The following is a 22,372-nucleotide window of genomic DNA, read 5'->3' as shown; positions in this document are numbered from 1 at the left end:
ACGAGGCGGGTGCGGGCGGGCAGCCGCGACGTCGGCGGCCGGAACGCTGCCACCGTAGACCGACACGACCCTGGTGCGACAGGCGATTACCGGACAGATACGCCGAGTTCGTCCCATCAGCGCAGCGGACAGGCTCCCGGGCCGGCTGAAACCGCCGCCGGCACATCGGCGAAGGAGCCACCCCGCCCACCCTCCACCACACCTCGACCCGCCGATGCGTCACCACTTGCCGACCCTTCGGCCACGAGCGTGCGGTGGGCGGTATGGTGGGGGCATGCAGTGTGTAGTGGGAATGAGTTGGTGGCGCTCCACTTAGGAGCGACCACCATGCGTGCATGACCCGGGTCGTTCGGACGGACGGCCCTTTTTTGTGCCCTGATCGAGGGGCGGTGCCGTCGGGACGGCGACCGAACCATCGACGGGAGAGACCATGAACGGCACATCGAGCAGCACGGCCGACGCGGCTGCCATGACGACGACACCGGCCGCCTCGGCGGACGCGACCGCCCCGAACGAGCCGATCGATGCGATCGATGCGACGGATGCGCTCGGAACGAGCGCCGCGCAGGCCCGGAGTGTGGTGCTCGAAGAGCGGATTCGCCGCGAACCCGGGCGATTTCGGGTCCTCACGGGCGACCGTCCGACCGGGCGCCTGCATCTGGGCCACTACTTCGGCACCCTGCACAACCGGGTGCGTCTGCAGAACCTCGGTGTCGAGCAATACCTGATCATCGCCGACTACCAGGTGCTCACCGATCGCGATATCGCGGACCACCTCGTCGAGTACGTCGAGGGCCTGCTGCTCGACTACCTGGCCGTCGGGATCGACCCGGACCGGACCACGATCTTCACGCACAGCGCGATCCCGGCGCTCAACCAGCTCCTGCTGCCGTTCCTCAGCCTGGTCTCGGTCGCCGAACTGAGCCGCAATCCGACGGTCAAGGACGAGATCGCGCACTCGCGACAGGCCGCCGTCAGCGGATTGATGTTCACCTATCCCGCGCACCAGGCGGCCGACATCCTGTTCTGCAAGGGCAATCTGGTCCCGGTCGGCCAGGACCAGTTGCCGCATCTGGAGCTCACCCGCACCATCGCCCGCCGATTCAACGACCGCTACCCGGCGGGAGGACACCCGGTCTTCCCCGAGCCCGACGCGCTGTTGTCGGCCGCGCCGCTGCTGCTCGGCACCGACGGCACCAAGATGAGCAAGAGCCGCGGCAACGCGATCGCGCTCGCGGCCACGGCGGACGAGACGGCCAAGCTGATCCGGGGCGCCAAGACCGATGCCGACCGGCACATCACCTACGACCCCCGGACCCGTCCGGAGGTCTCCGGGCTGGTCCTGCTGGCCGCGCTGTGTCAGGACCGGGACCCGCATCGGGTCGCGGAGGAGATCGGTACGGCGGGCGCCGCCGCGCTCAAGCGCACCGTCACCGAGGCGGTCAACGAGTTCCTCGCCCCGATCCGGGCGCGCCGAGCCGAGTACGCGCGCGACCTCGGCCAGGTCCGGCGCATCCTGCACGCGGGCAACGAGCGGGCGAACGCGGTGGCCGACGCGACACTGCGCGAGGTGCGGAGCGCGATGATGAGCCTCTACTGACACGACCGCCCCGCCGGCGGGGCGCGATGAGGAGGTGGTCCCGGTGACCCGGGACGTGTATGCGGTGCGACCCATCGGCAGGGTCGAATCCGGTCTGGTGAACCGGAGTTCGGCGCCTCGGCAGGCCGACGAGGGGGCGCCCGACGCGTGGCTCGTGTTCGAGGAGGAGGTGCGCGCGGGGCTCGGCGATCTGCGCGCGGGCGACGAGGTCATCCTGCTGACCTGGCTGGACCGGGCCGCCCGCGACGTGCTGAGCGTGCATCCACGCGGCGACCGGGAGCGGCCGGCCACCGGCGTGTTCAGCACCCGCTCGCCGGACCGGCCCAACCCGATCGGACTGCACCGGGTCGTGATCACCACGGTGGACGGCCTCAGGCTGCACGTCCGCAACCTCGAGGCGATCGACGGCACACCGATCCTGGACGTCAAACCCGTCCTGGGCCCGGAGTCCGAACGCTAGAACCGCGGTGCCGAAGCCGGGAACGGGCGCCCCGAGCAAGCCCGTTCCCGGCCGACCGGCCGACCGGCCGACCGGTCCGACTGCTCCGTCACGGCGCCTGCACCCGCGCCCGCCCGCTCAGGCCGTGACCTTCGCCAACGCGCCCGCGTCGTCGCCCGCCGCCGTGGGCCGATCGCGCATCAGATACGCCACCAGCACCGCCGATCCGAGCAACATCGCCGAGCCGGTCCACAGCGCCAGATGCAGGCCGTCCATGAACGCCGTCGTCGCGGCCTCGCGGACCACCGTCGGCGTACCGCCCAGGTGTCCGATCCCGCCGCCACCGCCCGACGTACTGGCGTCGACGATCCGACGCGCGTCGTCCGCCGGGACCCGCGCGTCGGCCAGCAGCTCGGTCAACCGGCTCGACAGGCGCCCGGTGAGCACCGCGCCCAGCGCGGCGATGCCGACCACGCCGCCCAGTTCGCGGGCGGTGTTGGTGACCGCCGAGGCCATGCCGGCCCGGGCCGGCTCGACCCGCGACATCACCGCGACCGAGATCGGCGTGAAGCACAACCCCATGCCCGCGCCGAGGAACGGCAACACCCAGAAGAACTCCGGGTAGGACGCGTCCTCGCCGTAGAAGGAGAGTCCGCCCAGCGCGACCCCGCACAGGGTCAGCCCGGTCGCGAGCGGTACGCGCGGCCCGATCCGACCCGCAAAGTGCCCGGAGATCGGCGCCGCGATCATGATCGCCAGCGTCGACGGCAACGACGCGAACCCCGCCCGGGTCGGCGAGTACCCGAGCACGTCCTGCATGTACAGGCCGAGGAAGAACAGCGCGCCGAACATCCCGAAGCTCACCGCGAAGCCGCCCCACACCGCGGCGCCGATCACCCGGTCGCGCAGGAAGCCGATGTCGAGCATCGGTTGGGCGACCCGGAGTTCGACACCCACGAAGGCGATCAGCGCGACCGCGGCCAGAGCGCCGGCCCCGAGCACGCGGGCCGAGGTCCAGCCCTGGGCCGGGCCCTCGATCAGCGCGAACACCAGCGCACCGATCGCCGGTACGCCCAGGAGCAGTCCGGGAACGTCGAAGCGGCCGCGGCGTTCCGCGAATTCGGGGAGCACCCAGGCGCCGATCACGATCCCGCCGATGCCGATCGGCACGTTGATCCAGAACACGCTCGCCCATCCGAACGTGTCCACCAGCGGGCCGCCGATCGCCGGGCCGAGCGCGAGCCCGCCGCCGGAGACCCCGGACCAGATGCCGATGGCGCGGGCCCGCTCCCGGTCGTCGGTGAACACGTGTCGAATGATCGACATGCTGCCGGGCATCAACAGCGCGCCGCCCACGCCCTGGATCGCGCGTCCGGCGATCAGTGCGGTGAGCGAGCCGGCCAGCGCGCAGGCGATCGATCCCGCGGTGAACACGCCGAGGCCGATCAGGAACACACGGCGCCGGCCGTACCGGTCGCCCAGGGTGCCGCCGGTCAGCAGCAGCGCGGCGAAGACCAGGCTGTAGCCCTCCATCACCCATTGCAGCCCGCTGACCCCGGCGTCGAGGTCGCGGTCGATGCTGGGCAGCGCGTTGGACACCACGACGTTGTCGAGCATGGCCACGAACAGCGCGACGCACAGCGTGGCCAGGATCAGGCCCTTGCGCGGCGCGTCGGCCTGCCCGGATGCGGCCGGGATCGAGCCGCCCGGCGGGATCGGCGGGCCCTCCGGTCCCGGTATCGGACCGGGGGAATCGTGCGCCATGATCACTCCCTAACAGTGTTAGTGACTGTCTAACGGTGTTAGATTGCACGTCGTCGGGCATCGGCGCAAGGGGATTGATCCGGCCTCGGGGTGCGGGCGCGACGCAATTGCGGAAGAGGAATGACCTGATTCCGAAGGAGAATCGACCCGACGGGGTCGGCGGCGACGCCCGCCGGGGTCGACGACAAGGAGTGGGCATGACGGGCAAGGGCCGGGCACCGGCGGAGGGTGTGCAACGGCGGCCGGCGGTGACCCTCGACGCGTTGGTCCGGGCGGGGTTGGTGGTGCTGGAGCGCGACGGTCTGGATGCACTGTCGATGCGCTCGGTGGCGGCCGAACTCGGCGTGCGGGCCCCGTCGCTGTACTGGCACGTGCGGGACAAGGAGGAGCTGCTCGACCTGCTCGCCGACGGACTGCTCGGCATCGGCGTGCCCGCATTGCCGCCGATCCGCGGCGACTGGCGCGTCGAACTGCGCGAACTGGCCTGGGCGTTCCGCGCGTTCCTGAACCGCAGGCGGGACTCGGTGCGGGTGCTGATGGGCCGCTTCCCGGCCGGCCCCGGGATGGCCGCGGTGATGGAGCACCAGCTCGCCATGCTGGACCGGGCCGGGTTCGGTCGGCAGGACGCGGCGTACATCACCTACGGCCTCAGCACGCTGGTGACCGGGTTCGTATACGGCGAGCAGCGACCGATCTCGGCGGCGGTGGTCGCCGGGGTGCCCGTGCGCGAGGCGGTGACCGCGATCGGCGACACGATCGCGGCCTTCCCGGCGGACACCTATCCGCACCTGGTGGCGACGGCGCGCGAACTCACCGAGCCGCACATCGACGAACGCTTCGAGTTCGTCCTCGAACGCTTCCTGGACGGCCTGGCCGTGCTGCCCCGGAATCCGAAGTCCGACGGGGGAGGGACGACAACCGCGGCCGAGGACGGCTGACCGACGGGTCGGTCGGCGGCGATCGCCGGCGCGACGTGCCCGGAAAGCGGGTGCGCACACCGTCGTTCGGCGACCGATGCGCCCTCCTGATTCGGCGAGTTCACCATGTATTAACCCGCCCTGTGCCCAACTGGGCGTTATTCGGTGGACGGTTGGACCATCCGTCCAGGACAATCCGCCGTCGGACTGTCGGCAAGCGATGAGTTTCGGGGCGCCGCACAGTCTGAACACCTGTATGCAACACAGCAATTTTCGGCACCGACCGGTTGGCTCCGGGAGGGTCGCGGACAGTCTCGATCGCCCGGTCACGGAGCCGGCGTAGAGCTGACTCCATGTTGTCGATCGACCGCTGTTTCCTTGGAATCAGCCCATCAGCTGGGGGATACATGAACCGGATCAAGGCGCTTGCGGCGTTGCCGTGCGGGCGTCGATCCAAGTGGGTCGTGCTTGCTTTGTGGTTGGTGCTGCTCGTTGCGGCAGCACCGCTCTCGGCCAAGTTGACCGACGCTCAGAACAACGAGGTCTCGTCGTGGCTGCCCGCCGAGGCCGAGTCCACGAAGGTGATCAACGAACAGAAGGACTTCCGTCCGGACACCACGGTGCCCGCCGTCGTGGTCTACGAGCGGACCTCCGGCCTGACGCCGGACGACACGAAGGCGATAGCCGACGACCGGGCCGCGTTCGGTACCGCCAAGGGCGTCACGAACAAGGTCGAGGACGCGCGACTCGATCCGCAGAACAAGGCCGCGCAGGTCCTGGTTCCGATCACCATCAAGGACGGTGGCTGGAACGACCTCGGTGACGCGGTCGAGGAGATCAAGAAGAGCCTGAAGGACAACCCGGACGGGCTCAAGGCGTACGTCACCGGCCCGGCCGGACTCGGTGCGGACCAGGCGTCCGCGTTCGAGGGCATCGACGGGACGCTGCTGTACGCGACCCTCGGCGTGGTCGTGCTGATCCTGCTGTTCACCTACCGCAGTCCGGTGTTGTGGCTGCTCCCGGTGATCTCGGCGGTCGCGGCGCTGTTCACCGCGCAGGCCGTGGTGTACCTGTTCACCAAGGCCGGCCTGGTCGTCAACGGCCAGAGCGCGGCGATCCTGACCGTGTTGATCTTCGGTGCGGGTACCGACTACGCGCTGTTGCTGATCGCCCGCTACCGCGAGGAGCTGCACCGGTACGAGGACCGGCACGAGGCGATGGCGGCAGCGCTGCTCCGCGCCGGACCGGCGATCGTGGCCAGCGCCGCGACGGTCGGCATCGGCATGTTGTGCCTGATGGCTGCGGAGATGCAGTCGACCAAGGGCCTGGGCCCGGTCTGCGCGCTCGGTGTGGTGGTCGGCCTGATCGCGATGACCACGCTGCTGCCCGCGCTGCTCGTGATCGTCGGCCGCTGGGTGTTCTGGCCGGTCCGCCCGGCCTACGAGCCGGACGCGATCACGCACGACGAGAACGGCATCTGGGCCAAGGTCGGCCGGCAGATCGCCCGCGGCCCGCGCCTGGTGTGGATCGTGACCGCGGTCATCCTCGGCGTGATGACCATCGGCCTGACCAACCTCAACGGTGACGGCATCGCCAACAAGGATTCGTTCACCAACAAGCCGCAGTCGATCACCGGCCAGGAGATCTCCGAGCGCTACTTCCCGGCGGGCTCCGGCGACCCGATCGTGGTGATCGGCCGCGAGTCGGCCGCGGGCACGCTGATGCAGACGCTCCAGGGCACCCCCGGCATCGCTCCCGACGGGGTCCGCCAGACCGGCGCGGCCAACGGTCGGGTGCAGATCGAGGGCGTGATGAGCGATTCGCCCGACTCGGCGGCGGCCAAGGACACCGTCAAGCGGGTGCGCACCGCGATGCACGCGGTTCCGGACGGCGCGGCCAAGGTCGGCGGCGGCACCGCGACCCAGATGGACGTCGCCAAGGCGTCCGAGCACGACGACAAGGTGATCATCCCGCTCATCCTGCTCGTGGTGCTGATCGTGCTCGGCCTGCTGCTGCGGGCGGTGATCGCACCGCTGGTGCTGATCGCCACCGTGGTGTTGTCCTTCGCCGCGGCGCTGGGCATCAGCGTGTTCACCTTCGAGCACCTGCTCGGCTTCGAGGGCACCGACGTGGGCTTCCCGCTGTTCGTGTTCGTCTTCCTGGTGGCCCTGGGCATCGACTACAACGTGTTCCTGATGAGTCGGGTGCACGAGGAGTCGAAGAAGCACGGGACCAGGCGCGGTGTACTGATCGGCCTGTCCGCGACCGGCGGCGTGATCACCTCGGCCGGCCTGGTGCTGGCGGCCACGTTCGCGGTGCTCGGCACGCTGCCGATCGTCGCGTTCGCCGAGATGGGCTTCACCGTCGCGCTGGGCGTGCTGCTGGACACCTTCATCGTGCGCTCGGTCCTGGTCACCGCGCTGGGCCTGGACATCGGCCGCAAGATCTGGTGGCCGAGCAAGCTCGCGCAGCACCCGGACGATGAAGAGCCGAAGGCCGGCGGCGACGGCGACCGGGAGGGCGTCCTGGTCGGCTGAACCGGCAAGGCGCCGATCCGTTGATCGGGGCCTGCTGATCGAGGGTGGTGGGCGGATGGCACGCGCCCACCACCCTCTTCGCGTCCGGCGGGCGGCTACCGGCTCCGGGCCCGGGCCCGCAGCGCGGCCAGGAACCAGTCGAAGACCGGGGCCAGGCTCGGCCGGGACGGCCAACCGTTCATGACGCCGAGCAGTTGCCAGTAGCGTTCGGCGCGCGGGTCGGTGCCCACCTCGAAGCGCTCGGACAGCCAGGCGACGAACGCGTCGTCGGGGGTCCGGCCGAAGGCGGTGGCGTATTCCGCGAGCAGGTCGGCGAGCACCGGTTCGGCCTCGGGCGAGGTCGGTTCGACGCCGGCCGTGCGGGCCGCCTCGACCCACTCCCGGGTGATCGCGGTCAGCCGCTCGTGGGTGCCCGGAGCGACGTCGTCGCCGCGGGTGCGCGCCTGGTACTCGGCCATCCGCCGAATCGACGCGCGGAAGTCCGGATCGGCGACCAGTTCGCCCAGTTCGACCCACGCCTCGACCTGCTCGGCGGTCGGGTCGTCCGGCAGGGCCGGCAATCCGCAGCGCATCTTGGCCAGGAAGTCCGGGTCCACGTCCAGGTCGGCGAAGGTCGCGTCGAGGAAGTCGGTGATCATCTTCCGGCGTTCCTCGTCGGACAGTTTCGCGAGCTTGTGCATCAGGTCCAACTCCTCGGGACTGGAAGCCCGCCGAGCCACCGCGCGCAGCACGGCCCGGCGCAACCGCAACGTGCGGATCTGCGTGTCCACCGCGTTCGCGTGCGCCTCGGCGACCTCGGCGACGGTGACCTCGCGGGCCAACACCCGTCGGATGGTCACCAGATCGATGCCGAGGTCGCGCAGCGTGCGCACGAGTTCGAGGCGCACCAGCGCGTCGAGGTCGTACAGCCGGTAGCCGGCGGGACTTCGTCGAGTGGGCGGCACGACTCCCGCGTCCGCGTAGAACCGGATCGTCCGGACCGACAGGCCGGTCCGGCGCGCCAGGTCGCCGATCGAATACAGGGTTGCGCCGTCCATGTCCCCCACCGTGTCGCCTCCACCCGGTGGAGACTCAAGTCCCGTCCGTTCCGGGCCGCGAGCCCATGGGTCCGCGGCCCGGGGATCGGATAGCCCTTTCGGATCAGCCCTTGAGGCCGATCCGGTCCATCAGCACCATGCCGTCGTTGGTCAGCACCATGCCCACCACCGCGGACCGGTGGAACCCGGTCACCACCGAGGACTGGTAGGTCCACAGCGGGGCGTCCTGCTTGAGCTGGGCGGCGACCGCCGTGTACGCGGCCTTGCGCTGGGCCGGGTCGCTGGTGGTCCGGGCCTTGTCCAGGTTCTGGTCCACGGCCGGGTTGGCGTACAGCAGGTAGTTGTTCGGGCTCGTGCTGTAGAGGTTCACGTACAGCCCGGGCTCGGCGTCCGAGAGGTAGTAACTGAACATTGCGGCCTGGTAGTTCTTGTTGATCACGATGTCCGTCTGGTAGGCGGCGATCGGCATCGGGGCGAGCTTGACGGTGACGTTCTTCAGGCCCTGGAGCGAGGTCATGATGTATTCGGCGGTCCGCTGTGCGTTCGCGTTCTGCGGTATCGAGTACGTGAAGTCCAGCGGCTTGCCCTCGGCCGCCAACTCGTTCAGCAGCCGCTGCGCCTCCGCACGGTCGGTGCGCTGAACGGTCTCGGTACCGGGCTCCACCAGCGGGCTGTCCGGCGGGAAGATGCTCTTGGTGGGCGTGCCGTTGCCGCTGAAGGAGATCTTGTTCACCTCGTTCGCGTCGAGCGCGAGCTGCACGGCGCGGCGGGCGCGCACGTCGTCGAACGGCGCGCGCTTGTTGTTGAAGAAGAGCGACTCGCCGCCGATGATCGTGACGATCTTGGTCTCCAGGCCCTTCTGCTTGGCCTTGACCGGGTCCTCCGCGTTGACCGAGACCTTCAGGTCGGCGCTGCCGGAGAAGACCGTCTCCAGGGCCTGGGTGCTGTCCTGGATGATCTTGAACACCACGGTGTCGGCGTAGGGTTTGCCCGCGCCCTGCCAGTAGCCGGGGTTCTTGACGAACGTCATGTGGTCGCCGTTGGTCCACTCCTTGAACGTGTACGGACCCGCGCCGACCGGGTTGCGGGCGAAGCCGGCCGGATCCTTCTTGTACGCGGTGGGCGAGACGATGAAGGACAGGTTGGATGCGACGATGTGGTCGAAGTTGGCGTTCGGGCCGCTCAGCGTGATCTTGAGGGTGGTGGGGTCGACCACCTCGGTCGTCTTGACCGCCGCGATCGTGCCCGCCTGGTACGACTTGCGCGCCGGCGCGGCGTGTTCGTCCCAGGTGAACTTCACCGCCGCCGCGTCGTAGGGGGTGCCGTCGGAAAACTTCACATTCGGCTTGAGCTTGAGCGTCCAGGACGCGTTGCCCGGGTCCGGGGTCAGGCTCTCGCCGATCTGCGGCATCATCTTGCCGGTCTTGGCCTCGTGCCAGAACAGCGAGTCGTAGACCGTGTTCAGCCGGGTGTTGTCGGTGTACGAGTTGCTCAGCGCGCCGAACGGGTCCATCGAGCGCATGTCGCTCGCCATCGCCACGGTCAGCGTGCCGCCGCTCTTGGGCGCGACGGTGGAGGTGTCCGGGGTCTCGGCCGCCTTGTCGTCGCCTCCGCCGCATGCGCCGAGCACCAGGCACGCGGCGACGGCGGGGACCACGGTACGAAAGGCGCGTGCGCCGGCCGGGCCTCGGGACGGTTCGTCGGGGAGCCGATTCCGGCGTGTCGTATCCATCTGTTTGCCTCGCTTCGATCTGTGCGCCGACCCCCGAGGGGCAACCGGTGGCGGAGCATAATCGAAGCCGCGAACGATCTTTGTCGCGCTTTTTCGGGTACTGATGGATGTTTCGCCCGGGGCCCGGGCCCCGGGGCCCGGTGCTGCGCGTGCCCGCGGGCGGGATCCCTGCCGTCGGTCCGCTCGCCTGCGCGCGCGAGGGCCCTCGTCCGCCGACGAGGGCCCTCGGTGCGAGCGAGTGCGGGACGCGCGGGTCAGCGCTCCGGGTGCAGCGTCTTGCTCCACAGCACGGTCGAGGCGCCGTCGCGCAGATTGACCGTCAGGTTGCCCGAGGGGCCGTCGATCTCGACCTCGCCGAAGTGCTGGAAGCCCTCCAGCGGCGAGTAGTTCGCGCGCGGCGGGGCGTGCACGAACTCGGCCCTGGGGCCGAACGTGCCGTCCAGCGCATTGGGGCCGAACGCGCCCGCGTTCAACGGACCCGAGACGAACTCCCAGAACGGGTCGAAGTCCTTGAACGCCGCCCGGGACGGGTCGTAGTGGTGCGCCGCGGTGTAGTGCACGTCGGCGGTCAGGAACACGATGCCGCGCACGCCGCGCCGCTGCGCCGTGCGCAGGATCGTGGCGAACTCCATCTCACGACCCAGCGGATTGCCCGGGTCGCCCTGCGCGACGCCCTCCTGCGCGGCGGCGCCGTCCGGCACCACCAGGCCCAGCGGCAGGTCGTTGGCGATCACCTTCCAGGTGGCGCGGCTCTGCGACAGGCCCTCGATCAGCCACTGACGCTGCCGGTCGCCGAGCAAGCCGCGCTTGGGGTCGGCGTAGCGGTTGTCGTCGTTGGGGTCCTTGTAGGTGCGCATGTCCAGGACGAACACGTCCAGGTGCCGGCCGTAGGAGAGCTTGCGGTAGACCCGGTCGTCGCCGATCGGCACCCACTCGCGGAACGCCTGCCCGGCGCGCGCAGCGAGCACGTCGACGCGCTTCTCGGTGTAGCGGGCGTCGTCCAGGATCTGGCCCGGGTACCAGTTGTTGCGCACCTCGTGGTCGTCCCACTGGTTGATCTGGGCGACCTCGGCGGCGAACGCGCGGTAGTTGCGGTCGAGCAGGTTGTAGGCGAACTGCCCCCGGTACTCGGTCAGCGACTCGGCGACCTTGGACTTCTCCGGGGTGACCACGTTGTGCCAGATCCGGCCGTCGGGCAGCGGGACGCTCTCCACCAGCGGTCCGTCCGAATAGACCGTGTCGCCGCTGTTGAGGAAGAAGTCCGGACGCAGCCGGCGCATCTGCTCGAAGATCGTCATGCCGCCGATGTCCGGGTTGCTGCCCCAGCCCTGGCCGACGGTGTCGCCGGACCACACGAACCGCACACCGGAGCGGCTGCGTTCGCTCGGCGCGGTGAGCAGCGAACCGGTCACCGGCCGGCCGGCCGCGCCGCGTTCGCCCTCGACCCGGACTCGGTAGTGGATGCGCCGCCCGGACGGCAGGCCGCGCAGCCGCACCCGGCCGGTGAGGTCGCCGTCCGGGGTCAGCCACGGCCCCCGCACGCAGTGCGCGTCGCGCAGGTCGGGCCGGGTGCCGTACTCGACGATCAGCCGACCGGGCCGGTCGGCCCGGCCCCACACGATCGCCGAGGACGCGGTGGCGTCGCCGCTCTGCACGCCGTGGCTCAGGCTCGGCCGGCCGGAGGCCACGTACGCGGGCGCGCCCGACGTCGACGCCGAGGCCGAGGCGGCGCCCACCACGGGAGCGATCGCGAGGCCGGCGCCGACGACCGAGCCGGTGCGCAGGAGGGTCCTTCTGTCCACTGAGGTCATGGACATGTGTGTAGTGGCGCCGGGCGACGTATCGGCGAACGCGGGTTGGCCGACTCGTCAAGTCTGGTCGGCGGGCCGGGGCGGGGCCGCCGGGCAGGTCACCCGGGCGCGTGGTCGGCGGCGCCGTGCTCGCGCCACGGATATCCGTGCGACCGGAACGCCTCGGCCACCGCGCCGCGTCCGGCCTGCGGCCGGGCCCGCACCAGCGGGCGGGCGTCGTGGTCCAGCGCGACCACCCGCTTGGCGTCGAGGAAGACGGCGGATATGTCGGCCCGTTCGAGCGTGATGGTGCGGTCCGGGTGGTCGAACAGGACCCGGGAGTCGGTGAGGGTGATGCGAGTCGACTCGGCCACGGCGACGAGGGCGGCGCCGACGCCCAGCAGCAGTCCCAGGACCGCACCGACGGCGACCTGCCACGGCTCCTGCGTCGAGGCGACGAAGCGGACGACGGAGCGCATCGGCAGGATCGGCATCCGGATCGCGATCCGGGCCGCCGGCGGCAACAGGAACGCGAGCAGCAGCCCCAGCGCCGGTAGGCCGCCGAAGATCGCCATCAGGTGCGCTCGCGGGTGGCCCGGCACCGTCCGCCGCTCGGCGGCCGTCGTCGCCCGCGCGGCTGCGTGTGCGGACGCGGGTGCGGATTGCTCTTCGGCCATGGCGTGCGCTCCCTTCCCTGCGGTGGCGGTCGACACCGTCCGCCGTCTCGATGCTAGGGAGGCACGGTCGACGCCCGCAGCGGCCGAAGGTCGACGCGGCCCAGACTTACGTCGAGAACTCCGAGGCAAGCGGCGGACCGGCCGCGTCCGACCGCCGGCCGGCCGGACCGCCGGACACGGCCTAGACCACGGTCAGCACGATCTTCCCGGAGGTACGCCCGCTCTCGCCCAACTCGTGTGCCTTGCCCGCCTGCTCCAGCGGCAGCACCGCGTCGATCACCGGCCGCAGGAGGCCCGCCTCGGCCAGCGCCGCGATCTCCTTCAGCCCGCCCTGATCCGGCTCCACGATGGTGAACCCCGCGCGCAGCCCCGCCGCCTCCGCCACCGGCACCAACTCCGCCTCGGCCGGTGACGCCAGCGAGACCACCAGTCCACCCGGCCGCAACGTCCGCAGCGAGCGCGGCCCGTACTCGCCGCCGATCGTGTCCAGCACTACGTCCACGTCCCGCACCGCCTCGGCGAAGTCGACGCTCGTGTAGTCGATCGGTTCGTCCACCCCCAGGCCGCGCAACAACTCGTGCTTGGCCGCGCGGGCGGTGCCGATCACATACGCGCCGCGGGCCTTGGCGATCTGGACCGCGAGATGCCCCACCCCACCGGCCGCGGCGTGGATCAACACCCGCTGACCGGGCCGTACGTCGGCCGCGTCCACCAGCGACTGCCATGCGGTGAGCGCGGCCACCGGCAGCGCCGCCGCCTCCACGTGCGACAGGGCGACCGGCTTGCGGGCCAGGTGTCGGGCCGGCGAGGTGACGAACTCGGCGTAGGTACCGGCGGGCTGCGGCAGCCGGGGCATGCCGAACACCTCGTCGCCGGGCCGGAAGACGCTCACGCCCAGGCCGACCGACTCGACCACGCCCGACACGTCCCAGCCCAGCGGGACCGGGGTGTCGCCGAGCAGGCCGCCGCTGCCGCGGTGCCAGTAGTCGGTCGGGTTCACCCCGGCCGCGTGCACCCGCACCAGCACCTCGGAGGGTCCCGGGGTCGGGCGCTCCACCTCGACCACCTTCAGCACCTCGGGCCCACCCAGCGTGTCCTGTCGGATGGCGCGCATCGTCATCACATTCCCCTGCTCGTGTTCCGGTTCGACCGTCGTGTCCGGCGGCGTGGGAGCAACTCTGCCGTCGCCCCCCTGGCCCATCGAGTGGCCGAGTGGCCAACATGTGAAAGGATCCGGCCATGCATCGAGTCGTGGTCCTGGCCCTGGAAAACGTCTATCCGTTCGAGCTGGGCATCCCGGTGCGGATCTTCGGCACCGCGACCGGCGCCGCCGACGAACCGCTGTACGAGGTGATCACCTGCAGCCTCGACGGCCGACCGGTGCGCACCAGCGCCGACTTCGGCATCGCCGTCGAGCACGGCGCCGAGGTGCTGGCGAGCGCCGACACCCTGGTGCTCCCGCCGTTCACGTGCGGCGTGGACGAGAACGACGAGCCGGACTGGCTCCCCGAACCGCTCGCCCGGGCACTGGCCGGACTGCGGCCCGGCACCCGGATCGTGTCCATCTGCACCGCGTCCTACGTGCTCGCCGCCGCCGGCCTCCTCGACGGCCGTCCGGCGACCACGCACTGGAACGAGGTCGAGCAGTTCCGCAGGCGGTTCCCCCGCGTCGAGGTCGATCCGGACGTGTTGTTCGTCGACGACGGGGACATCCTCACCGCGGCCGGGGTGGCCGCAGGCATCGACCTGTGCATGCACCTGCTGCGCCGCGACCACGGCAGCGAGGTGGCCAACCGGGTCGCCCGGCGCTGCGTGACGCCGCCGTGGCGCGAGGGCGGGCAGGCGCAGTTCATCGAGCGCCCGGTGCCCGAGCCGTCCTCGGCCACCACCTCGGCGACCCGAGTTTGGGCGCTCGAACACCTGCACCGGCCGCTGTCGTTGGCCGAACTGGCCGAACACGCGCGGATGAGCGTACGCACCTTCACCCGGCGCTTCCGGGACGAAGTGGGGATGACCCCCGGCCAGTGGCTGACCCGGCAACGCGTCGAACACGCCCGCCGGCTCCTGGAGACCACCGACCTGAGCGTGGACCGGATCGCCGACCGGGCGGGCTTCGGCACCGGCGCCTCGCTGCGCCAGCACCTGGTCGCCACCATCGGTGTACCGCCGATGACCTACCGGCAGACCTTCCGCACCCACGAGCCGGTGTCGGCGCGCGGGTGAGACATCGGCCGGCGTGCGGGCAGAAATCGTGCAGACGCTGCCGGTTGCCCGCACTCGGGTGCGGCGGCCGGCTCGGCGTCCTGCCTGCGGGTGAGCACGGTCAAGCCGGCCGCCGTTCCGGCCGATATCTCCGACACCGTGCCCACGTTCCGGAGGAGATCCACTCGTGCCGTCGCCGTTCCGTGTCGCCGCGTCCATCGCCGCCGCCACGGCCCTCACGTTCGCCGGAGTCGGCGCGCACCCGGCTCCCGCCGCACCGGTCGCGCGTTACGCGGCGCTGGGAGACTCGTACAGTTCGGGCGTCGGCGCGGGCGACTACCTCGCCGACGGCGGCGACTGCAAGCGCAGCGCGAACGCCTATCCGGCGCTGTGGCAACGGGCGCACGCGGCGGCCGAGTTCGCATTCGTGGCGTGCTCCTCGGCGACCACGGCGGATGTGCGTGCGCGGCAGTTGTCCGCGGTGACCGCCGACACCACGCTGGTGACGATCAGCGCCGGCGGCAACGACATCGGCTTCGCCGACACGATCGCGACCTGTGTGCTCGGCAGCGACCGGGCCTGCTCGGACGCGGTGGCGACGTCCACGGCGTACGTGCGCGACCGGTTGCCGGCCGATCTGGACGCGACCTACGCGCAGATTCGTCGCCAGGCCCCGAACGCGCGACTGGTGGTGCTCGGATATCCGCGCCTGTTCGAAACGGGCAGCTGTCTCCTGGGGCTGAGCCTGGCCAAGCGGCGGGCGCTGGACGACGCGGCCGACACGTTGGCGGACGTCACGGCACGCCGGGCGGCGGCCGGCGGCGCGGAATTCGCGGACGTCCGGGCCCGGTTCGCCGGCCACGGGGTGTGTGCGGCGGACGAGTGGCTGCACGGGCTGACGCTGCCGGTCGACGAGTCGTACCACCCGACCGCCACGGGCCAGGCCAGGGGCTACCTCCCGGGCCTGGTCGCGCTCACCGGCTGAGGGGCCGCGGGCGTCGGACGGGCGGGCCGACGGTACGCACCCGGCCGCCCCGAGCCGCAGCGGGACCCGAACAGCCGAGTGCGTCCCGGAGGGTCAGCCACGCCCCTCGGCCAACACCTCGCCGAGCGTGGTGCGTCGGTAGTGCACGGAGCGGCCCACCCGCAGGCCGGTGACCAGGTCGGCGCGGCGCAGCACGGCCAGGTGGTCGCCGACCGTACCCAGGCCGAGGTTGAGCCGCGCGGCCAGTTGGGTGGTCGTCGCCTGGGTGGCCAGCGCGCGCAGGATCGTCGCGCGCGTGGTGCCGAGCAGGTCGGCCAGCGCCTCGTCGTCCGATCGGGCCGGGGCGCCCAGCAGTTCGGCCACGCCCCGGGCCGGATACACGATGGCGTACGGCCACGGCGGTTCCACGTAGGAGATCAGCGCACCGAACGCGGACGGCACGAACAGCAGCCCGTCGCCGCCGAGTGCCACCGTCTCGGTCGCCTTGCGGGCGACCTCGATCACGCCCTCGTCGCGCCACCGCAGCCGCGGCGACAGGTCGCCCAGCGCCGCACCCCAGCCGTACGCCGCCAACCGCCCGGCGGTGCGCACCAGATCACGCTCCAGCACCGCCCGCAGCGCCGGCCACTCCGGCTCGACCAAAGCCGTCCACGCGGCCTCGATCGCATCCGTCAGCCGCGCGACCACATCGGGGGAGTCGAGCAGCGCACGGGTCGAGGCCGAGGGCGCGCGGAGCCCGGCCAGGTTGCGGGCGAGTTCGGAGCGGGCCCGGGCCAGGGGTGTGGCCCGCAGTACGGCCAGTTCGTCGCCGATGCCGGCCGGAGTGCCCGACGGGGGCGGGTGCAGGAGGTCCGCGTTGTAGCCGCCGCGCCGGTAAAGCGACGTCATCGCGGCGACCGCCGGCTGCTCGCGGCGCAGCCGCTCGTACGCCGGCCGCAACCGCTCGATCCACGGTCGCAGCGGCCCGGCCTGGTGGCTTCCCGAGAGCGTCCGCAGCACCCACACCACCTCGCCCAGCGGCGAGATGCCGAATCTGCTGCGCGCCACGTCGGCCGGCCCGACCTCGATCCTGAGCATGCGCCGCCTCCCACCCGGCAGCCTGCCAGGTTTCGGCTGTGACCGAAAGATTGGCCGGCGGGCGGCGTGCCGCAGCACGCTCGCCCCCATGATCGGCGACGACGTCAAACCGGCGACCTACCGCGAGGTCTTCGCGGTGGGCGCCTTCCGGGTGCTGTTCGGTTCCTATGTACTGCTGCTGATCGGCGACACCGTGCGGATGCTCGCGCTCGCGGTGCTCGTCTACGAACGCACCGGGTCGCCGGCGCTGTCCGCGCTCGCCTTCGTCGCCGGGTTCGTCCCGCAGGCGTTCGGCGGTGCGCTGCTGCTCTCGCTCACCGACCGGGTGCCGGTGCGTACCGCGATGGCCGGGTACGACCTGGTGCGCTGCGCGCTCGCGCTGGTGCTCGCCGCCGACGTGTTGCCGGTGTGGGCGGTCCTGGTGCTGCTCGCGAGCGTCGGGCTGGTCAGTCCGGTCGCCGGCGCCGCGCGTCAGCGCACGCTGCCCGAACTGTTGCACGGCGACGCCTATGTGCTGGGGCGTTCGGTGTTCGGGATGACCGCCGGCGCGATGCAGGTGCTCGGCTATGCGGTCGGCGGCCTGTTGCTCGCACTGGTGGGGTCGAGCGGTGCGCTGCTGTTCGCGGCCGGTACCGCGCTGGCCTCCGCCGCGGTGCTGCGATTCGGCCTGCCGGCGGCGGCGCGCCCCGAGCGCGCCGCGGCGGCCCGGACCGAGGGCACGGTACGCGCGACCCGGCGGGTCAATCGCGAACTGCTGAGCGACCGGACCGTGCGCGGCCTGCTGCTGGCCCAGTGGATACCGGCGAACCTGGCCGTGGCCGCCGAGGGCGTGATCGTCCCGTACACGCCCGAGCACGCCGGTGTCCTGTACGGCTCGGCCGCCGCCGGGATGCTCCTGGGCAACCTGCTGGTGGGCCGCTTCGTGCGCCCGGCCGGGCGCGAACGCCTGGCGCTGTGGCTGGCCCTGCAACTCGGCGTCCCGCTGGTGTTCTTCGCCGCCGGGCCGCCGCTGTGGGCGACGGCCGGCCTGTTCGTGCTCTCCGGCGCGGGCCTGTCCTACCAGCTCGGCCTGCAACGCCGCTTCCTGGACGCCGTCCCCGAGGCCGCCACCGGCCAGGCGATGGGCCTGGCGATGACCGGCACGATGACCCTCCAGGGGGTCACCATGGCGGGCGCGGGCGCACTGGCCGGCGTGCTCGCCCCCGGCCACGTGATCGCGCTGGTCGGCCTGGCCTCGATCGTCGGCACGCTGGCGGTGCACCGCGTGCTGCGCCCGCCGGCGGACGGGCGGTCGGCGCCGGGGGCGGTCGCGGTGCCGGTCCAGTCCGCGGAGTCGGCGGAGTTGGCGGGGTCGGCGGGGTCGGTGGTGCCGCCGGGACAGGCGGCGGCGCCGACGGTGCCGGCGCTCGGGGCGGAACCGACGCAGGCCGGCTGACCGGGTTCGGGCCCTGGGTCCGGTTGCCGACGGGTGGCGTGGCGGAGGCCGCCGTTCGGGGTGTTCGGGGACGGGTACGGCCGGGCGGCTTCGTCCGCCGCGGATCGATTCGGCATTCTGTCCGCCGGGATGTCGAGAACCGTCGACTCGCTCCGACCCGGATACGAGCGACCCGCCCGGCGACTCGGCAGCGTGATCCCGAGCACCGGATCGGGCCGCCGGTCGGACCGGGGCACCCGGCCCGACCGCACCGAACCGGAACCACCAGGAGCCACCGATGAAGTTCATGCTGCTGATCCACAACCGCCCGGGATTCGTGGAGGAACTCTCCGAGGCCAAGCGCACCGAGCTGTTCGGCGAGGTCGACGAGCTGATGGCCGAGCTGACCGCATCCGGCGAACTGCTCGGCGGCGAGGCGCTGGCCGACCCCGCGCAGACCCGCACGGTAAGGGTCCGGGACGGTGTACCGGCGGTCACGGACGGCCCGTTCGTGGAGGCCAAGGAGCACTTCGCCGGCTACCTGCTGGTCGAGTGCGAGAGCACCGAGCGGGCCGTCGAGATCGCCGCGCGCTGGCCGGACGCCCGCTACTGGGCGATGGAGGTCCGCCCGGTGATGACCGACTCCGGGACGGAGATGTGAGCCGGGACGCGCACGTCGAGGACCTGCTGCGGGAACTGACCCCGCAGGTCCTCGGCGTGCTCGTCCGCCGGCACGGCCAGTTCGACGCGTGCGAGGACGCGGTCCAGGAGGCGCTGCTCGCGGCCACCGTGCAGTGGCCCGTGGAGGGGATTCCGGACAGTCCGTGGGGTTGGCTGCTCACCGTGGCCGACCGACGGCTGATCGACCACTGGCGCAGCGAGCGGGCCCGCCGCAACCGCGAGGAGCGGCTCGCCGCGCAGGCCCCGGCCGACGAGTTCGTCTCGCCGGCACCCGACGACGACACCGCCGGCGATCGCGACGACACGCTGACCCTGCTGTTCCTGTGCTGCCACCCGGCGCTGACGGGAGCCTCGCAGGTGGCGTTGACGCTGCGCGCGGTCGGCGGTCTGACCACCGCGCAGATCGCCGACGCCTTCCTGGTGCCGGAGAGCACCATGGCGCAGCGGATCAGCCGGGCCAAGCAGCGGATCAAGGCCGCCGGCGGTCGCTTCGGCACGCCGGCCGGGCGGGAGCCGATGGAGCGGCTGGGTGCGGTGTTGCAGGTGCTCTACCTGATCTTCAACGAGGGCTACACGGCCGGTTCGGGCCCGGATCTGCTGCGCACCGACCTGACCGCCGAGGCCATCCGGCTCACCCGTGCGGTGCGCCGGTTGCGGCCGGACGACGGCGAGGTGTCCGGGTTGCTCGCGCTGATGTTGCTGACCGATGCGCGCCGAGCCGCGCGCACCGCCGCGGACGGTGCGCTGATCCCGCTGGCCGAGCAGGATCGCGGCCGCTGGAACGCGGAGGCGATCCGGGAGGGCACCGAACTCGTCACCGACGCGCTCACGTGGGGGCCGCCGGGCCCGTACCAGATCCAGGCCGCGATCGCCGCGGTGCACGCGGAGGCGGCGCGTGCCGAGGACACCGACTGGCGGCAGATCCTCGTGCTGTACCGGCTGCTCGACCATCTGTCGCCGGGCCCGATGGTCACCCTCAACCGCAGCGTCGCGACGGCGATGGTGCACGGCCCGGGAGCCGGCCTGGAGCTGCTCGACACGCTGGCCGAGGACGACCGGATGATCGAGCACCACCGGGTGTGGGCGGTGCGCGGCCATCTGCTCGAACTCGCCGGCGACCGCGAGGCGGCTCGGATGGCCTACCGCGAGGCCGCCCGGCGGACCACCAGCCTGCCGGAGCGGCGCTACCTGGAGATACGCGCGGCGCGGGCGGCCGACGGGGCGTGATCCGCGGGTGGCGCGTGGCGCGTGGCGCCGCGGCGCACCGGCGGCCCCGCCGGCTCGCGCCCGCCCGCCGGTCGGCCCGCCCTCGACCGCTCGCCCGCCTGCCGGCCTCACCCACGCCCGTCCGCTCGTCCCGTTCGCTCCGCCCGCGCCCGCTTGCCCGCCCGCTCGTCCGCCCGCGCGAGGATCTCGGCGAAAACTTGCTCGGCAATCCGTCCGGACATGTCGAGGACCGGGGGTCGGCTCCGACCTCCCCGTGAGAACACCGGAGACCGGCACGATCAGGAGCCTCGAAATGCGCAAGATCCTCTACATGGTCCACCAGTCGCTGGACGGCTGCATCGAGGGCCCGAACGGCGAATTCGACTGGGCGATGATGGGTCCGGAGCTGTCCGACTTCGGGCAGACCCTCAACGACGGAGCCGACACGTTCCTGTACGGTCGGGTGGTGTGGGAGATGATGTCCGGCTACTGGCCGATCGCCGAGACCATCTCCACCGATCCCCACGACCTGCGGTTCGCGCCGATCTGGCGCGCGACCCGCAAGGTGGTCGTCTCGAGCACGCTGGACCGGGCCGAGTGGGGCGCCGAGGTGATCGGGAAGAACCTGGCCGAGGACATCACCGCGCTCAAGCACGAGCCCGGCAAGGACATCCTGCTCAGCGGCGGTTCCGGGCTGGCCGGCTCGCTCACCGGGCTCGGCTTGATCGACGAATATCTGATCTTCGTGCACCCGGTGATCCTGGGCGGCGGCAAGCCGGTCTTCCGGCCCGGCGACACCCGCCACTCGCTGAGCCTGGTCGACTCGCGCACGTTCGACGCGCGCACCGTGCTGCTGCGCTACACGCGAGCCGGCGAGTAGCGGCAATCCGCCGCCGGGCCCGGGCGGCTCAGCCCGGAAGTCTGCCGGCCGCGCGATCGGCGAGCCAGGCGTCGAACCCGGTCTGGGCCTCGGCGGCGTCCTGCTCGGTCAACGGGCGGGACTGGTGGGTGATTTCCAGGTGCGCGCCGTTGGGGTCGAAGCAGTACACCGAGTACCACACGCCTTCGTGGTCGATCGGGCCCCGGACCTCGACCCCGTGTCGGCGGATCTGCTCGGCCATCGCGTCGACTTCGGCGACGGAGTTCATGGCGAGCGATACGTGCCGGGCCCACCGTTCGAGGCCGTCGGGCACGGGAGCGAAGTCCTTGGCCACGTCGAAGAACGCGCCCGAACGCAGGCCCGATCCGTCTATCCGGTGCCGGCCCGGGAGTGATGCCGACCCGGGGCGGGCTTCGGTGCACGGTGGGTCGGTCGATCGTGGTGAAGGGGCCGGTGCGGTCGCCGATCAGGGTCGCGAGGCGGTCCAGGCCGTGGTCGATCGTGGCCGGGTCGAGCGTGCCGCAGGACAGCCGCAGGCGGTGGGTGGGTCCGATCCCGGGGTGGTAGAAGTGCGCCATCGGCGTCCACACCACGCCGTATTCGCGGGCGGACAGCTCCACCAGCTCGTCGTCGGCCACGAACGGCACGGTCAGCACGACGAGGAAGCCTCCGTCCGGGCTGCTCCAGTGCACCCGACCCGCGGCCGGACCCCGGCCGAACCGGGCGGCGAGGCCGTTCAGCAGGTGTGCCGGGTTGCCGCTGCGGCCGAGCCGACCCGGCCGGCCGGTTTCGCCGAACGAGCCGACGTGTACGACGCGTTGCCGGGTGTCCAGGGCCGCCAGTGTCGGCGGTCGGCGATCGCCGGCGACATGGCTCAGGCCGTACGGGTCGTCTTCGAGCAGCAGCAGGCCCAACTCTGCGGCAGTGGCCAAGAGTTCGCACCGGGCGAAGCGGTCCAGGCCGATCCCGGACGGGTTGGCGAAGTCCGGGACCACGTAGAGGGCGCGTGGACGCAGACCGGCCGCGCGGGCGCCGTGGACCTGCGCCGCGAGGTCGTCCAGGTCGACGCCGCGCGGGCCGTCCGCGACCGGGAGTACCGGTATGTCGGCCCGCCGGGCCGCACCGATCAGCCCGAGGTAGGCGGGCGCGACCGTCAGCACCACGTCCCGATCCGAGCCGCGCAGCACCCGCAACACCCGCAACAGCGCGTCCCGTCCGCCGGCGGTCGGCGGGTCCGTCGCGGTGTCACCGTACGGGAGCCGGCCGGCGAACGAGATCGCCTTCGGGTGGCGGCCGGCCACCGCGTCGAGCAGGGCCGCCGAGCGCAGGATCGGGTCCGTGGGTGCGGACTTCGGGCCGTCGGGGGTCGATTCGCCACCGATGTGCGTCATCGCGGGCCCCTCTCCCGTCGGCCGCCGACCCGGAGCGCGGTAT

Annotated in this window: 18 protein-coding genes; 10 read left to right on the top strand and 8 right to left on the bottom strand. The window is 71.9% G+C overall.

The annotated features are described in order from the left end of the window. Window positions 1–430: 430 nt before the first annotated feature. The gene (gene trpS, locus ACZOOI_RS36380; RefSeq protein WP_465283832.1) at window positions 431–1,600 is read left to right on the top strand and encodes a tryptophan--tRNA ligase; all 1,170 of its coding nucleotides are present in this window, start codon (window positions 431–433) and stop codon (window positions 1,598–1,600) included. Window positions 1,601–1,643: 43 nt separating this feature from the next. Next, entirely contained in the window at window positions 1,644–2,060 is a 417-nt protein-coding gene (tsaA, locus tag ACZOOI_RS36375; protein ID WP_465283831.1) for a tRNA (N6-threonylcarbamoyladenosine(37)-N6)-methyltransferase TrmO, read from the top strand. Window positions 2,061–2,177: 117 nt separating this feature from the next. Here tsaA and ACZOOI_RS36370 read toward each other — a convergent pair whose 3' ends face one another. Beyond that, complete coding sequence (locus tag ACZOOI_RS36370) at window positions 2,178–3,803, bottom strand: MFS transporter (RefSeq protein ID WP_465283830.1); 1,626 nt, start codon at window positions 3,801–3,803, stop codon at window positions 2,178–2,180. 197 nt (window positions 3,804–4,000) lie between these two features. Between ACZOOI_RS36370 and ACZOOI_RS36365 the strand changes: the two genes are divergently transcribed. Both ACZOOI_RS36365 and ACZOOI_RS36360 read left to right on the top strand, forming a co-directional pair. Beyond that, on the top strand, window positions 4,001–4,741 hold the full coding sequence (locus ACZOOI_RS36365; protein WP_465283829.1) for a TetR/AcrR family transcriptional regulator: 741 nt from the start codon (window positions 4,001–4,003) through the stop codon (window positions 4,739–4,741). Between the two features lie 386 nt (window positions 4,742–5,127). Continuing rightward, the gene (locus tag ACZOOI_RS36360) at window positions 5,128–7,257 is read left to right on the top strand and encodes an MMPL family transporter (RefSeq protein ID WP_465283828.1); all 2,130 of its coding nucleotides are present in this window, start codon (window positions 5,128–5,130) and stop codon (window positions 7,255–7,257) included. 95 nt (window positions 7,258–7,352) lie between these two features. On the opposite strand, the gene ACZOOI_RS36355 is transcribed toward ACZOOI_RS36360, so the two are convergent. The 5 genes from ACZOOI_RS36355 to ACZOOI_RS36335 form a co-directional block, all read right to left on the bottom strand. Next, window positions 7,353–8,294: a helix-turn-helix domain-containing protein gene (locus tag ACZOOI_RS36355; RefSeq protein WP_465283827.1), complete on the bottom strand. Its 942-nt coding sequence runs from the start codon at window positions 8,292–8,294 to the stop codon at window positions 7,353–7,355. Window positions 8,295–8,397: 103 nt separating this feature from the next. Next, window positions 8,398–10,026, bottom strand: coding sequence for an ABC transporter substrate-binding protein (locus ACZOOI_RS36350; protein ID WP_465283826.1), 1,629 nt, complete (start codon window positions 10,024–10,026; stop codon window positions 8,398–8,400). Window positions 10,027–10,280: 254 nt separating this feature from the next. Continuing rightward, window positions 10,281–11,837: an alkaline phosphatase D family protein gene (locus tag ACZOOI_RS36345; RefSeq protein WP_465283825.1), complete on the bottom strand. Its 1,557-nt coding sequence runs from the start codon at window positions 11,835–11,837 to the stop codon at window positions 10,281–10,283. 98 nt (window positions 11,838–11,935) lie between these two features. Then, window positions 11,936–12,493 (bottom strand): YqeB family protein, encoded by a 558-nt coding sequence (locus tag ACZOOI_RS36340; RefSeq protein WP_465283824.1) that lies wholly within the window; start codon window positions 12,491–12,493, stop codon window positions 11,936–11,938. A gap of 181 nt (window positions 12,494–12,674) precedes the next feature. Then, window positions 12,675–13,607, bottom strand: coding sequence for an NADP-dependent oxidoreductase (locus ACZOOI_RS36335; protein ID WP_465283823.1), 933 nt, complete (start codon window positions 13,605–13,607; stop codon window positions 12,675–12,677). 125 nt (window positions 13,608–13,732) lie between these two features. Between ACZOOI_RS36335 and ACZOOI_RS36330 the strand changes: the two genes are divergently transcribed. Together ACZOOI_RS36330 and ACZOOI_RS36325 are read left to right on the top strand one after the other, a co-directional pair. Next, on the top strand, window positions 13,733–14,716 hold the full coding sequence (locus ACZOOI_RS36330) for a GlxA family transcriptional regulator (protein ID WP_465283822.1): 984 nt from the start codon (window positions 13,733–13,735) through the stop codon (window positions 14,714–14,716). A gap of 166 nt (window positions 14,717–14,882) precedes the next feature. Beyond that, window positions 14,883–15,680, top strand: coding sequence for an SGNH/GDSL hydrolase family protein (locus ACZOOI_RS36325; RefSeq protein ID WP_465283821.1), 798 nt, complete (start codon window positions 14,883–14,885; stop codon window positions 15,678–15,680). 93 nt (window positions 15,681–15,773) lie between these two features. Here the strand turns inward: ACZOOI_RS36325 and ACZOOI_RS36320 are convergent, their stop codons facing one another. Continuing rightward, a complete protein-coding gene (locus ACZOOI_RS36320; RefSeq protein WP_465283820.1) occupies window positions 15,774–16,757 on the bottom strand; it encodes an ArsR/SmtB family transcription factor in 984 nt (327 codons plus the stop codon). Window positions 16,758–16,845: 88 nt separating this feature from the next. Here ACZOOI_RS36320 and ACZOOI_RS36315 point away from each other — a divergent pair, with 88 nt between their 5' ends. From ACZOOI_RS36315 to ACZOOI_RS36300, 4 genes are all read left to right on the top strand, one after another. Next, window positions 16,846–18,192 carry an MFS transporter gene (locus tag ACZOOI_RS36315; protein ID WP_465283819.1) on the top strand — a complete coding sequence of 449 codons (1,347 nt, stop codon included), beginning with the start codon at window positions 16,846–16,848 and terminating at the stop codon, window positions 18,190–18,192. A gap of 277 nt (window positions 18,193–18,469) precedes the next feature. Beyond that, complete coding sequence (locus ACZOOI_RS36310) at window positions 18,470–18,832, top strand: YciI family protein (protein WP_465283818.1); 363 nt, start codon at window positions 18,470–18,472, stop codon at window positions 18,830–18,832. Beyond that, a complete protein-coding gene (locus tag ACZOOI_RS36305; RefSeq protein WP_465283817.1) occupies window positions 18,829–20,079 on the top strand; it encodes an RNA polymerase sigma factor in 1,251 nt (416 codons plus the stop codon). The genes ACZOOI_RS36310 and ACZOOI_RS36305 overlap by 4 nt, the downstream gene beginning before the upstream one ends. Before the next feature lie 292 nt (window positions 20,080–20,371). Further along, window positions 20,372–20,938, top strand: coding sequence for a dihydrofolate reductase family protein (locus tag ACZOOI_RS36300; protein ID WP_465283816.1), 567 nt, complete (start codon window positions 20,372–20,374; stop codon window positions 20,936–20,938). On the opposite strand, the gene ACZOOI_RS36295 is transcribed toward ACZOOI_RS36300, so the two are convergent. Then, window positions 20,917–22,329 (bottom strand): aminotransferase class I/II-fold pyridoxal phosphate-dependent enzyme, encoded by a 1,413-nt coding sequence (locus ACZOOI_RS36295; protein ID WP_465283815.1) that lies wholly within the window; start codon window positions 22,327–22,329, stop codon window positions 20,917–20,919. The two genes, ACZOOI_RS36300 and ACZOOI_RS36295, sit on opposite strands and share 22 nt — an antisense overlap. Window positions 22,330–22,372: the final 43 nt, after the last annotated feature.

This window comes from Embleya sp. L77, assembly GCF_055557415.1.
This window is presented reverse-complemented; position numbering and strand designations above follow the sequence as displayed.

Coding starts and splice junctions, on each gene's coding strand:
- trpS (WP_465283832.1), top strand. CDS start 431: ATGAACGGCACATCGAGCAGCACGGCCGACGCGGCTGCCATGACGACG.
- ACZOOI_RS36370 (WP_465283830.1), bottom strand. CDS start 3,803: ATGGCGCACGATTCCCCCGGTCCGATACCGGGACCGGAGGGCCCGCCG.
- ACZOOI_RS36365 (WP_465283829.1), top strand. CDS start 4,001: ATGACGGGCAAGGGCCGGGCACCGGCGGAGGGTGTGCAACGGCGGCCG.
- ACZOOI_RS36360 (WP_465283828.1), top strand. CDS start 5,128: ATGAACCGGATCAAGGCGCTTGCGGCGTTGCCGTGCGGGCGTCGATCC.
- ACZOOI_RS36355 (WP_465283827.1), bottom strand. CDS start 8,294: ATGGACGGCGCAACCCTGTATTCGATCGGCGACCTGGCGCGCCGGACC.
- ACZOOI_RS36350 (WP_465283826.1), bottom strand. CDS start 10,026: ATGGATACGACACGCCGGAATCGGCTCCCCGACGAACCGTCCCGAGGC.
- ACZOOI_RS36345 (WP_465283825.1), bottom strand. CDS start 11,837: ATGACCTCAGTGGACAGAAGGACCCTCCTGCGCACCGGCTCGGTCGTC.
- ACZOOI_RS36340 (WP_465283824.1), bottom strand. CDS start 12,493: ATGGCCGAAGAGCAATCCGCACCCGCGTCCGCACACGCAGCCGCGCGG.
- ACZOOI_RS36335 (WP_465283823.1), bottom strand. CDS start 13,607: ATGCGCGCCATCCGACAGGACACGCTGGGTGGGCCCGAGGTGCTGAAG.
- ACZOOI_RS36330 (WP_465283822.1), top strand. CDS start 13,733: ATGCATCGAGTCGTGGTCCTGGCCCTGGAAAACGTCTATCCGTTCGAG.
- ACZOOI_RS36320 (WP_465283820.1), bottom strand. CDS start 16,757: ATGCTCAGGATCGAGGTCGGGCCGGCCGACGTGGCGCGCAGCAGATTC.
- ACZOOI_RS36315 (WP_465283819.1), top strand. CDS start 16,846: ATGATCGGCGACGACGTCAAACCGGCGACCTACCGCGAGGTCTTCGCG.
- ACZOOI_RS36310 (WP_465283818.1), top strand. CDS start 18,470: ATGAAGTTCATGCTGCTGATCCACAACCGCCCGGGATTCGTGGAGGAA.
- ACZOOI_RS36300 (WP_465283816.1), top strand. CDS start 20,372: ATGCGCAAGATCCTCTACATGGTCCACCAGTCGCTGGACGGCTGCATC.
- ACZOOI_RS36295 (WP_465283815.1), bottom strand. CDS start 22,329: ATGACGCACATCGGTGGCGAATCGACCCCCGACGGCCCGAAGTCCGCA.